The sequence below is a fragment of the Beggiatoa alba B18LD genome (genome assembly GCF_000245015.1).
GTDB lineage: Bacteria > Pseudomonadota > Gammaproteobacteria > Beggiatoales > Beggiatoaceae > Beggiatoa > Beggiatoa alba.
The window spans coordinates 3,194,165-3,206,993 of the sequence record NZ_JH600070.1 but is presented as its reverse complement, the minus strand read 5'-3'; the positions used below and the strand labels follow the sequence as shown (position 1 = coordinate 3,206,993).

Genomic DNA, 12,829 nt, shown 5'->3' with positions numbered 1-12,829 from the left:
TCTTGAAAGTTGCATCAGTTCATCTGTTTGTGTTGTACTTATTATTTTCCCTTACTATTAGCCTTGAGGCGAGGATAAAAGATGGCTGAAATTACAACAAATAGTGGTTTAATTTACGAAGATACAATCGTTGGTACTGGTGCTGAAGCCATTGCGGGCAAAAAAGTCTCTGTCCACTACACGGGTTGGCTAACCAATGGACAATTATTTGATTCCAGCAAAAAACGAAATGAACCCTTTCAATTCATCTTAGGAGGGAGACATGTTATTGCTGGTTGGGATGAAGGAGTGCAAGGTATGAAAATCGGGGGAACTCGTAAACTAACCATTCCACCACAATTAGGCTATGGCGCACGGGGTGCGGGTGGCGTAATTCCGCCAAATGCAACATTAATATTTGAAGTTGAATTGCTGGCTATTTTATAACCAGTTAAAGATAAGAAAAGGCGTGGATTTGACTGCGCCTTTATTTAAGGCAATGAAAAGATAAAGGCTATGGTCTCATTATCTTGTGGGGCTAAAAGCACCCACCTACCCAGTTTGTTACGGCGACATCTCTGAACCGTGTGGTTCAAGTGGGTATATCGAGCGATTTATCAGACTTCCCACTTCAAGGTGGGCATGCACAACAAAATCAGTAACTCTTTATTCCCGAGATGCAAAATTATAGGTTCAAGAGTATTACAAGCTTTCACAACCTAAGCAGGGGATGCCGAAACCGTTATTTACGTGACTAACTTTGCTTTTCTAACACAATAAAGAAAAGACTTGATTTAAGACTACCGCTTTATTTCTTGTAAGGCAAGCTCAATTTTTGACTGCAAAGAAACCACCTTATCTTTCAATGAGCTACTCTCAATTTCATGATTTTGTTTATACCGAAAATATTCATGAATGATGTTCAGCGCACTCACAACAACAATACGTTCAGTGCTAACTATTTTGCCACCATCCCGTACTTCCTTCACTTTTTTATTCAGATAATCCGCAGAGGCAAGGAGCGTTTCTCGTTCTTCTTCAGGGCAAGCAATCACATAATCCTTATCGAGAATATGTAAATTAACAGGAATTGTTTTACCACTGTGTACAGTCATACATTTAATTCCAACGTTTTTAAACGTTCAATCATGGCTTCAACACGGTTACGGGCTAACTGGTTTTTTTCAATTAAAATATCGCGCTCAATCAATAATTGCTCCTGTGTTTGTCGCAACTGCTGATTTTCATTTGCTAATTGTGCGCAAACTGTTAGCAACTCATCAAGACGGGTTTCAAGTAATCGTAGTTCAGCATTTTCCATTGGTTTCTAGCTTCTTATGATTTTTTCTAAGGGAAATCCACAAGGATTGAATAGGCTAAAAAACAGGCATTGCAACTCAGTGATGCACTTATTTAGTGGCGGGCTGAGTGCTGGCTTTGGGCTTGTCCTTATTATCTTCTATATCACTGAACAAATCATCTAATTCCTCAGAGGATTCTTTTTTAGGTGGATTGCCATCATAAACGAGGAATTCACGACGCTGTAAGTAGGCATTGCGAACATAGGTATATTGGTCTAACGCGCCTTGGTCGAGTACTTTTTCTACCCCAATTAAATCCGCCCGTTTATCAACAGCACTAACAACATTAGTAACCGCAATAAAATTACGAGTACGTTCACCTTCACCAATATACCAACGTGGGTCTAGGGCTAAATCACCCGCCCAGCCTACCGTATCTCGAGTTGAGCTAGGTCCAAAAAAAGGCAACACAATATAAGAACCGCTACCAACGCCCCAATAACCTAATGTTTGTCCAAAATCTTCATAATGTTTAGGAAAACCGAAGGCTGTACCCACATCTAAAATACCAAAAATGCCAATAGTAGAATTAAATAATAAACGCATTGAGTCTGATGCGGCTTGTTTTCCTTTGAACTGCAATAAATCATTCACAACTACTACAACATCGCCAACATTGCTAAATATATTAGAAACTCCTTCGTTAATAGGGCGTGGCGTAATTTCCTTATAGGTCATTGCTACAGGTCGTAAAACCGCATCATCAATGGCTTCATTAAATGCGTAAATCTTACGATTTATTGGTTCATAAGGGTCGACATTGTCAGCAGTAACAGTTGCACAACCTGAAAGACTTGATACGGCAGCGAATGTAATAAGACAGGAAAGGGGGCGGATGTGAGCAGTTAGCATAAAATCGGTACAGTTGGGAAAGTAATATTAGAAAACGTTTTTCATGTAAAAAGCATAAAGTATTGCTTATTAATGTTCAATCATGTAGACAGTTGTTTATTCTACGACTGATTTTTAATTTTTAAATGCCCCGCTATTAATTTTAAATACGTCACATTCAATTCTGTGAATTTCTGTTTAAAAATTAACTGTAAAAACAGATTATTACTAATCTCATAAATTAGTAACACTATAGTTGCCGTAATTGCAACAAATGTTCACGCAAAAAATATGCTTGAGAAAAACCTTACTTCACGCATAAAAAAAGAGTTCAAGTATGGAATCTTGAACTCTTTTTATTTTACCTAAAGCGAGAACATGCCTTCAAATAAGCATTATTGCATTTTTCTAGGGCGTTCTACAGCTAAGAACTCTTCCAGAGAGATGGAACCGTCGTTGTTGGCATCGATTTTTTCAAATGCCATTTCGCGACGTTTTTCCGCCTTTTGCTCATCCGCATGTTTCGGTACGGGGGCAGCGGCTAGTTCTTCTTTAGAGATAGCACCATCGCTGTTAGTATCAATTTTTTTGAACATCTCTGTTTTCATCTCCTTGATTTTTTCGGGAGAGGGAGGAGTACGACCTTCAGCCATCACAACATTTGTGGTTAATACGGCGAATAAAGCAACGGTAGATAACAGAGCGCGTTTCATAATAATTCCTCAATAAGAAAAGTTGTATAGAAAATACCTTGATTCAGGTATGTTGTATTGATTTATACGAACCGCTGTTATAAAAACCGTTGCATCTACAAAAATTTTTTAACCTTCATTCATCATCCGTAAAAAACCTGTGCTCATTACGATGGCAACGAACAGATTTACTTTATTCAAAAAAGCACATTCAAAGTTAGTAAGGCTTCAGGTAATATTCTCCGTATATACACGCTTTCGCCGTTTTGCAAGGAATCGTCAATGAAGTATCGCGTCACGCATAAAACACTTTATAGCTACAATGCACCTGTGTCTTTATGTCATAACGAAGCCCATCTTTCTCCACGCAGTTCCCTTTATCAAACCTGTCTAAAAAGCAAGTTATCTGTCAAACCAATACCTGCTATTCAATATGAACATGTTGATTATTTTGGTAATTCAGTTAGTTATTTTGCCATTCAATCACCGCACAAAGTATTGACAGTGACGGCTATTAGCGAAGTGGATATTAATCAATTACCTTTAACGCCTGCGGCAATTAAAAGTTCGCCCTCATGGGAGTCTGTGCGTCATTCATTGCAAGACCGTCAGCAATTACAAACAGCGATGATAGAAGCCCGCGAATATCTGCTCGATTCGCCCTTTATTCCGTTTCATCCCCAATTAAAGACTTTTGCAGAAGTCTCTTTTACTCCGAATCGTCCGATATTAGAAGCCAGTTTAGACTTGATGCAACGGATATTTACAGAATTTAAATATGACCCAAGTTTTACCACTATTGTGACTCCCGTTTTAGATGTTTTAGAACATAAACGGGGGGTTTGTCAGGATTTTGCGCACTTAATGATAGGTTGTTTACGCGCCTTAGGATTAGCTGCGCGTTATGTCAGTGGTTATTTAGAAACCTTACCACCGACTGGACAGGTAAAACTACAAGGCAGTGATGCCTCTCACGCTTGGCTTGCCGTTTATGTGCCCGAATTAGGGTGGATAGATTTTGACCCCACCAATAACCAAATTCCAATGAATCAGCACATAACAACTGCTTGGGGACGTGATTATAGTGATGTAACGCCTTTAAAAGGGGTTATTTTTGGTGGAGGTGATCATATGTTAACCGTCGCGGTAGATGTAGAAAGAATAGACGCGTAGTTTTAAAGTAAACACAATCAATCACAGGGCAAGGTTGAGGTAGGTAAAACTACGCAACATGACAGGAGATAAATACAATGTCGATTAACTGGAGTACTTATCAAACTCAACATTTTTATGATGAGTTAATTGATCATAAGGGAATACCGCGCCACGCCGCCGCTGAGCTCTGTAAATATTTAAGTAGCCTAACGGAAGACGATATTAAAGAGCGTAAAAATGCGGGCGAATTAGCTATTATCGTCATGGGCATTACCTTTACCGTTTATTTTGAAGGTACAACCATAGACCGTGCATGGCCATTTGACCTGATTCCGCGCATTATTCCTAAACAAGAATGGGATAAAACCGAAGCAGGATTAAAACAACGGGTTACTGCCTTAAATATGTTTATTGATGATTTATATCACAAGCAAAAAATCATCAAAGATAAACGCTTTCCTGCTGAATTATTAAAAAATTCTAAAAATTTTCGTGAACAATGTGTTGGTGTTACCCCACCGCTTAACATTTGGGCGCATATTTGTGGTAGCGATTTAGTCCGCGACAAAGACGGCACAATGTACGTTTTAGAAGATAATTTGCGCGTTCCTTCAGGCGTTTCCTACATGCTCGAAAATCGCTCTGTGATGAAACGGATATTGCCAGAATTATTTGAAAATCAGACTATTCTTCCTGTTGACGATTACCCTTCAAAATTGTACGACATGCTCGCGTCGATTTCTCCGCGCCCGTTAGATTACCCACAAGTCGTCGTTTTAACCCCTGGTATTTATAACTCTGCCTATTTTGAACACGCCTATTTAGCACAAAATATGGGCGCGGAATTAGTAGAAGGCACTGACTTAGTCGTCGGTGATGATGACTGTGTTTATATGCGCAATATCGAAGGCTTAAAACGGGTTGACGTTATTTACCGTCGCATTGATGACGTATTCTTAGACCCAGAAGCCTTTAACCCCGACTCGATTTTAGGCGTTAAAGGACTCCTGCGTGCATGGAAAAAAGGCAATGTTGCCTTAGCAAACGCACCAGGTGCAGGCGTAGCTGATGACAAAGTGGTTTACTCTTACGTTCCTGACATCATCAAATACTACTTAGATGAAGACCCAATTATTCCCAATGTTGAAACCTACCGCTGTATGGAAAGCAAACAACTCAACTACGTTCTTGCCAACTTAGAAAAGCTCGTTGTTAAACCTGCTAATGAATCAGGTGGCTATGGCATGTTGGTTGGCCCTCACTCCACCGCAAAAGAACGCAAACAATTTGCCGAATATGTGAAAAAAGACCCCCGCAATTACATCGCACAACCCGCGCTGAGTTTATCCACCACGCCGACATTATGCGGTGATAACCAAATTGAACCGCGCCACGTTGACCTGCGCCCGTTTATACTCTCCAGCAATACGACCTATGTCACCACAGGCGGACTCACACGGGTTGCTTTACGCAAAGGGTCGTTGGTTGTGAACTCTTCACAAGGGGGCGGGAGTAAAGATACTTGGATTGTTGATATGGAGGGTAAATAAATGTTATCCAGAGTTGCAAATACGGTTTACTGGTCAGGGCGTTACATTGAACGAGTTGAAGATACAGCACGCTTAGTGATTGTCACCAGCAATTTATTGCTCGATTTACCCAAAAGCCTAACCACAGGCTGGCAACCGCTTTTAACCATCACAGGCAGCGAAAGCCTGTTTTATGAACAATACAAAGAAGCCAATGAACGCAATGTTAGCAAGTTCTTAATCAGCGACATCAATAACCCCAGCTCGATTTTAAGTAGTTTAAGCTTTGCCCGTGAAAACATGCGCACCACACGCGATATAGTCCCAAATGACTTATGGGAACATTTGAACAACCTCTACTTATTGGTAAAAACACGGGTAGAAAAAGGGCTTACCAAAAATAACCGCTTTGAAGTACTGAAAGAAGTGATTACAGGCTGTCAACTCCTGACAGGATTAACCACAGGCACTATGAGCCGAGGCGCAGCCTATAGCTTTTTACGCACAGGCTTATATTTAGAGCGGGCAGATATGACTACCCGTATTTTAGACGTGCGGGCGGCAAATTTACTCCCCAAACAAGGCGACGACGCAAATTTAAGCCTCACTCCCTTTCAAAATATTCAATGGGTTAGCGTATTAAAATCACTGACAGCTTATCAAATGTATCGCCAACACATTCGTTTAGGCGTAAAAGGTTCAGACGTGCTGAAATTCCTGTTACAAGATGAACAATTCCCCCGTGCTGTGCGCTACTGCCTACGCATGGTAGAAAGTTATCTGACGAATTTACCCAAAAACGACATGCCCTTACGTACTCTTGCCCGTTTACAACGCCAAGTCCAATCTGCTGATGTCTATACCCTTGCACACTCAGGCTTGCATGAATTTATTGATGAGTTGCAAATTGGTTTAGCTGGTGTGCATGACCAAATCTCTACCACTTATTTTGGTGTGACTCCCAGCATAGGACAAACACAAAGCCAAGTTGCTTAATCGTTATCTATAACTCAAATACTGGTCATTCTTGAGTAATGACCAGTTTTCCTATTGAAATACTATCTTATTGCCTTTGCAAAATAGGCTTTAACCCTGTTTATAATTCAACGGTATAGATGAATATAAACGATAGGGAATCATTTTTGCAGCATATCCCCCGCGTCAATTTGACGATAACTGTAAACACTCACTAACATGCATGTCATTTATTTTTCAACGATTCAAAAAAGTTATCGTATTTGCTGCCCCTACGATAGCAATACACCCCATGACTTTATCCAATAAAAGCCGCATCGTTGCACTTATAATGCATTATTTTCCTGCAACTTTTTTACTTCTATTGTTATTCACTACACCTAGCAATGCCGAAATTATCTTAGATGGGTCTTTAGGACGTACTGACACGTTAACAGGTACAGAAATGGAAGTATCTGCCGATATGGGTAAACAAGTTGGAAGCAATTTATTTCATAGTTTTTCAGTCTTTAATTTAAATAAAGAAGAAAGTGTCCGTTTTACAGGCAGTAACAATACCAATAATGTGATTGCTCGCATCACTGGGGGAGAACGTTCTTCTATTGATGGCACGATTTACAACAGCATTCCTGATGCAAACTTATATTTAATCAACAGTAGCGGTTTTATTTTTGGTCCTAACGCCGTTTTAAACACAACAGGCGATGTTGTGATTACAACAGCCAGCGAATTGTATTTAGGCGATAAAGGCGTTTTTTACAGCACATTAGACCAGCCCAGCATTCTTGCCAGTGCTGCCCCCAGCGAATTTGGTTTTTTTAGCCCACAGCCTGCCGCAATTGATTTACAAAATAGTCTATTAGATACCGATATTGAACATACTTTGTCATTATCAGCTAATGCAATTAATCTCAATGGCGCGCAAATTTCTGCACCATCAGGGACGGTAAAACTACAAGCGATTGCTTTTAATAATCAGCTCATTCCCACCGCTGATGAATTGATACAAGCAGGTACAATTCGTTTAACCAATAACTCCGTTATCGATGTTGGAATAGAAGGCGGTGGCAGTATTTATATTCGTGCAGAACAATTTGAATTAACCAATAGCGATATTATCGCTAATGTCATGGAACATGATGGCGGTATTGTTTCGATTGAGACTAATACATTGACCATGAATAACGCTAATATCGATAGTCGTACCTTAGGTTCAGCGAATGGGGGCGATGTCTCTATTCAAGTTCGACAACAAGCAACCTTGTCAAATAGCAATATTTTCACAACCGCACGAAGCACCGAAGCGCAGGCAGGGAATGCAGGAGATATTAGCTTATGGGCAGATTGCTTAGACATGACTAATAGTACTATTAGTACAACAACTTACGGGGCAGGACAAGGCGGGGATATTACCCTAAACATTGCTAAAAATTTTAATTTAACCACTGTTGGCGGTCTATTACTGCCGACCAGTAGCGTTCAAGCCCGTTCAGAACAAACAGAAGGCGTGGCAGGTAATGCAGGTCGAATTATTGTCAATGCACGTAATTTAACTTTAAATGGCAATAATACTCGCATTGATAACAGCACGTTAGGTTCAGGGCAAGGGGGGAATATCACTCTTAATATCACTGACCGCTTACAGTTAGATAGCAATACTTCAATCTCAGCAGATAGCCGTGGAACAGGGAATGCAGGCGCAATTACTATTAATACCGCCGAATTGAGCCTACAAAATGCCTTTATTTCCAGTAAAGCAACGCAAGCAAATGGCGGGAATATTATTCTTAATGTTCGAAAAAGCTTAGATATTAACACGGGCGAGGTGAGTACCACTGTCAGTGGTGGCACAGGCAACGGCGGTAATATTGCCATTTCCAACCCGCATTTGTTTCGTTTAACTGATAGTAAAATCATTGCGAATGCAAAAGAAGGTAATGGCGGGTCAATTTTAATCATTACCGATTTACCTTTGAGCGCGTTAGGTAGTGAAATCACTGCCAGCTCAGAAACAGGCGCGGACGGACGGATTCAAATTGATATTCCGACTGTTAATATGACTGCCTTACCCGTTAATTTTTTAGACGCAGTCAACTTGATTCAACAACGTTGTGCTGCACGCTCAGATGACCAAGTGAGTAGTTTTGTATTAATCGGACGCGGTGGTTTACCCAATGCTCCTGAAGATTTACAAAGTTATTTCCCACTTTTTCTACAATCACCATACTGATTAAGAGGAAGAAAGCTAAATCATGAGTTTTTTTACCCGTTTGATGATTGCCCTGAGTTTATTAGTATTGCCCCTAGTCATCGTGTTAGTTTTAGGTTTTTTATGGTTATGGGAACATGAACTATTTAGACAATGGCTATTTATCAGTTTTGTCTGGGCAGGATTAGCATGGGCATGGATTCTCTATTTACGTTATGACTATCACAAAAAATATATTGCTAATACCAAAACAAATTCAATGCCGACAGATATTCCCACAACACCAGAAACAACCGTGTTATGGCAAGAAATCACAGAAATGGCAAACGCGGTAAATCCTGACGAATATCCCCTAGAAGATTTTAATAAACTCATAGTCCTAACAGAAACGGTTTTACAAAAAGTTGCGAATCATTACAAACCCAATGCAACACATCCTATTTTAGATATATCTCTCCCGCACTTACTCCGTATTGCTGAATTAGTCAGCGCAGACTTACAAAAAACCTTATCGCAAAATATTCCGCTGAGTCACACTGTGAGTATTTCTAACTTATTTCAAGGCTACCAATGGATGAACGCTGCGAGTAAATATTACAACCTTTACCGTATCGCCTCTGTGCCTGTAAATCCTGTCAACGCATTACTACGAGAAGCCCGCAGTTTTGCAGTAGAAAAAATGATGGGGTCTGTCTCCAGCAATGTAAAAGCATGGGTACTCAAAAGTTATATTGAACAAGTTGGACATTACAGTATTCGCTTGTATAGTGGCACATTACTATTGCAAGACCCGCAAGCGATTAAACAAGTTGAAGAAATACAAAAACCTATTTTTGCCGCTGAACCGCTACGCATTTTAATCATTGGACAAGTGGGAGTCGGTAAATCCAGCTTAATCGACGCACTGTTAAATCAACCTGAAACAACTGTTTTACCAAATATTCAAACAGTTACTAGCTATCCATTTGAGTTAGACGGACTTAAAAGCCTGCTGATAGAAACACAAGGCTACGAAACAGCGGAAGAAGCCAAACAACTGATGAAGCGTTTAAAAACGGAATTATTAAATGCAGATTTTATTCTATTAACTTGCGCCGCCAATAATGCCGCACGTGATGCTGATAAAGCCGCATTAACCGAAATCTACAAACATTATCAAGTTGTTGAATCACAATATCACCCACTACCGCCCATTATTTTAGTGGTCACTCATATAGACAAACTGAGTCCCGTTCAAGAATGGAATCCACCTTATAACCTTGTTAATCCACAAAGTTCAAAAAAAGCCCAAGCGATTTGTGCAGTTTTAGACGTGATTCATCACGAATTACAAGATAGTTTCCTCGACATTATTGCCGTCAATAGTGCGCCAGACCGACGTTATAATATTGAGGAGGGTTTACTACAACAATTATTGAATCATCTCCCAACAGCACAAAATCATCACTATATTCGCTGTATGGAAACTTATCAAAAACTTGAAACCCGTCAATTATTAGTGACTCAAGCTAAAAAAGCGGGGCAACTGGTGTTTGATAAAGCAAATGCGTTGGTTAAAAAGTTTGATATATGGAAAAAATGAAGTCCGCAAAAAGCATTGCAACCGTTGCAGTCTTTCCTTCATCATCATTAGACTGTGTTATGTTAAAAAACAGAAATTAATTTAGCTCATGTTTTCTTAAGGTTATATAAAAGTGAAGATTTACCAAGTAGGTGGTGCAGTACGCGATAAACTGCTCAACCGCCCTGTCCAAGATAAAGATTGGGTTGTTGTTGGTGCAACACCCACACAACTATTAGCAATGGGTTATCAACAAGTCGGCAAAGATTTTCCCGTTTTTTTGCACCCAGAAACTAAGGAAGAATATGCACTGGCGCGTACTGAACGAAAAATAGGCAAAGGTTATACAGGCTTTACCGTTTATGCCGATGCAAACGTAACGTTAGAAGAAGATTTACAACGCCGAGATTTAACGATTAATGCAATTGCAGAAGACAGTGAGGGACAAATTTACGACCCTTTTAACGGACGTGCGGACTTAGCACAAGGCGTTTTACGCCATATTTCTCCTGCATTTATTGAAGACCCTGTCCGTATTTTGCGGGTTGCGCGTTTTGCTGCACGCTTTGATTTTCACGTTGCGGAAGAAACACAATTTTTAATGCAAACAATGGTTGAAAATGGCGAAGTAGATGCTTTAGTGCCTGAACGTGTTTGGCAAGAAACCCAACGGGCTTTAGGCGAAGCAAAACCACAACGCTTTTTTGAAGTGCTTTACCAATGCGGGGCTTTAGCGCGAATTTTTCCTGCCATTCATTGCTTATTTGGCGTACCACAACCTGAAAAATATCATCCTGAGATTGATACAGGCATACACACACTATTGTGTTTACAAGCTGCACGCCAACTCACAACCGACCCAAGTGTCATCTTTGCCGTATTGCTCCACGATGTTGGCAAGGGTTTAACCAACCCCGATATTTTGCCACATCACTATGGTCATGAGGAAAAAGGCGTTTCACTCATCGAGGCATTATGTACACAATTTCATGTTCCAACACACTATCGAGAATTAGCCATTCTGGTTGCGCGTTATCACACACACTGTCATCAAGTTTATAATTTAAAAGCAAAAACTTTATTAGAAACCTTACTTGCATTAGATGCTTTCCGCCGTCCTCAACGGTTTGAACAATTTTTATTAGCCTGTCAAGCTGATTTTAAAGGACGTACTGGTCACGAAGAAAAAGTCTATCCACAAGCTGATTTTTTTTATCAAGCATTTGAAACTGCAAAACATATTACAGTGAAAGATATTATTGCTGAAGGGTTTAAAGGCGCGGCAATCAGTGAAGAGTTAAGACTACGCCAACTCTTCGCCATCAAAACATGGAAAAAACAACAAACAGTTCTACATGATTTAACACAAGAAAAAACCTGAATAATGCCACCACTTACTGTCTCTACAAGAAGCGGGACAAAAACAAGCGCGTGACAACATTTTAATCTTAATAAATACTGATAATTATCAGCAAGCTAATCAGGTAATTTATATAATTCGATAGGATAATCAGGCCACTTATTTTTAAGCTGAACAATTCGTAAACGCGGATATTCCATATCTTGAAAACGAGTTCCTTGCCCTGCTTCGCGCCATCCTAATGTTTCCTCATTCCACTCACTGATAGGTGCGCCCACACCAAATTGAAAGCGAATCACATATTCTCCAGTTACCACAGTAGATTGCGATTTTGTTGTAGGCATTTCTTCGGCGAGGGCTTCAGCAACATTAATATTTGGCACTGTATTCCGTGTTGTTTCTAACGGTGGCATATTTGCCAATGCTAAGGCTGTTTCCTCATCTAAAATATCCGTAAATGATGTTTTGCCGACATCCTCAATCACTGTGTCTAACACCAAATCAGTGCCCAATAAATTCCCCGCTTCATGAAATGCTAAGGTAATTTCTGTTACATCTTTTTGCTGACGTAATTGCTCTAACTCAATGGCAGAAACCCGTTTATCTAATGAAACACCTCTCGCTGATGAGATGTTTTCATGATCAGTATGTTTACCCATGGTTCTATCCTTTTGGAAAAACACTGTTTATAACGTACACTCATTTACTCTACAAACAGCATGATAAGAATCAATCATCCTATTGCTAGCGTTATAAGGATTCATCCTTAATGAACAACCTTTATCACCTTGCCTTATAAAAATGATTGACGTTTGTCAGAATCAGGATTTTCAGGATTTAAAAGATTTATTTGCGTTGTTTTTTTATTTTAGCGTTCTAAATCCTGTTAATCCTGAAAATCCTGATTCTGACAAGAAGGTTTTAGCTGTCTAAAACCTTTCTTGTTTAGCACTACCAATAATTTTACTTGATATATTCCAATACACAGCTTGTTGTTAGGTTATACCGTGTTTTTATAAGAATCAGAACAAACAAAGCCTTATACCGCCAAAAAATCAAGCTAATTAGCTGATTTAATAATAATTATTATTAAATATAAATTTTTTGTAATTTCTTACATATTGAGATCGATAAAACTAGCCATATTATGTCATCACACAATCGTGTAACATTTAAT

General features: G+C 39.6%; 12 protein-coding genes and 1 other RNA gene. 7 read left to right on the top strand and 6 right to left on the bottom strand.

Annotated elements, in window-relative coordinates; all coding sequences use genetic code 11:
- Window positions 1-81 precede the first annotated feature (81 nt).
- Window positions 82-426, top strand: coding sequence for an FKBP-type peptidyl-prolyl cis-trans isomerase (locus tag BEGALDRAFT_RS13080; protein WP_002690717.1), 345 nt, complete (start codon window positions 82-84; stop codon window positions 424-426).
- A 102-nt stretch (window positions 427-528) separates the two neighbouring features.
- Here the strand turns inward: BEGALDRAFT_RS13080 and ssrS are convergent.
- The 5 genes from ssrS to BEGALDRAFT_RS13060 form a co-directional block, all read right to left on the bottom strand.
- A non-coding RNA gene (ssrS, locus tag BEGALDRAFT_RS18955) (6S RNA) lies at window positions 529-708 on the bottom strand.
- Between the two features lie 71 nt (window positions 709-779).
- Window positions 780-1,094: a cell division protein ZapA gene (locus BEGALDRAFT_RS13075; protein WP_002690716.1), complete on the bottom strand. Its 315-nt coding sequence runs from the start codon at window positions 1,092-1,094 to the stop codon at window positions 780-782.
- The gene (locus BEGALDRAFT_RS13070) at window positions 1,091-1,300 is read right to left on the bottom strand and encodes a TIGR02449 family protein (RefSeq protein ID WP_002690715.1); all 210 of its coding nucleotides are present in this window, start codon (window positions 1,298-1,300) and stop codon (window positions 1,091-1,093) included. The genes BEGALDRAFT_RS13075 and BEGALDRAFT_RS13070 overlap by 4 nt, the downstream gene beginning before the upstream one ends.
- A gap of 88 nt (window positions 1,301-1,388) precedes the next feature.
- Window positions 1,389-2,192 (bottom strand): MlaA family lipoprotein, encoded by an 804-nt coding sequence (locus BEGALDRAFT_RS13065; protein WP_002690713.1) that lies wholly within the window; start codon window positions 2,190-2,192, stop codon window positions 1,389-1,391.
- A 374-nt stretch (window positions 2,193-2,566) separates the two neighbouring features.
- Window positions 2,567-2,884 carry an EF-hand domain-containing protein gene (locus tag BEGALDRAFT_RS13060; RefSeq protein WP_002690711.1) on the bottom strand — a complete coding sequence of 106 codons (318 nt, stop codon included), beginning with the start codon at window positions 2,882-2,884 and terminating at the stop codon, window positions 2,567-2,569.
- Between the two features lie 261 nt (window positions 2,885-3,145).
- On the opposite strand from BEGALDRAFT_RS13060, the gene BEGALDRAFT_RS13055 reads away from it, so the two are divergent.
- The 6 genes from BEGALDRAFT_RS13055 to BEGALDRAFT_RS13030 all read left to right on the top strand — a co-directional run bounded on the left by BEGALDRAFT_RS13055 (window position 3,146) and on the right by BEGALDRAFT_RS13030 (window position 11,673).
- Window positions 3,146-4,036 carry a transglutaminase family protein gene (locus tag BEGALDRAFT_RS13055; protein WP_002690709.1) on the top strand — a complete coding sequence of 297 codons (891 nt, stop codon included), beginning with the start codon at window positions 3,146-3,148 and terminating at the stop codon, window positions 4,034-4,036.
- Between the two features lie 77 nt (window positions 4,037-4,113).
- The gene (locus BEGALDRAFT_RS13050; protein ID WP_002690707.1) at window positions 4,114-5,568 is read left to right on the top strand and encodes a circularly permuted type 2 ATP-grasp protein; all 1,455 of its coding nucleotides are present in this window, start codon (window positions 4,114-4,116) and stop codon (window positions 5,566-5,568) included.
- A complete protein-coding gene (locus BEGALDRAFT_RS13045) occupies window positions 5,569-6,543 on the top strand; it encodes an alpha-E domain-containing protein (protein ID WP_002690706.1) in 975 nt (324 codons plus the stop codon). It begins immediately after the preceding gene.
- 271 nt (window positions 6,544-6,814) lie between these two features.
- Entirely contained in the window at window positions 6,815-8,752 is a 1,938-nt protein-coding gene (locus tag BEGALDRAFT_RS13040; protein WP_002690705.1) for a two-partner secretion domain-containing protein, read from the top strand.
- Window positions 8,753-8,774: 22 nt separating this feature from the next.
- Entirely contained in the window at window positions 8,775-10,313 is a 1,539-nt protein-coding gene (locus tag BEGALDRAFT_RS13035) for a GTPase family protein (protein ID WP_002690704.1), read from the top strand.
- A 112-nt stretch (window positions 10,314-10,425) separates the two neighbouring features.
- The gene (locus BEGALDRAFT_RS13030; RefSeq protein WP_002690702.1) at window positions 10,426-11,673 is read left to right on the top strand and encodes a multifunctional CCA addition/repair protein; all 1,248 of its coding nucleotides are present in this window, start codon (window positions 10,426-10,428) and stop codon (window positions 11,671-11,673) included.
- A gap of 95 nt (window positions 11,674-11,768) precedes the next feature.
- Here BEGALDRAFT_RS13030 and BEGALDRAFT_RS13025 read toward each other — a convergent pair whose 3' ends face one another.
- Entirely contained in the window at window positions 11,769-12,311 is a 543-nt protein-coding gene (locus tag BEGALDRAFT_RS13025; protein ID WP_002690700.1) for a hypothetical protein, read from the bottom strand.
- Window positions 12,312-12,829 lie beyond the last annotated feature (518 nt).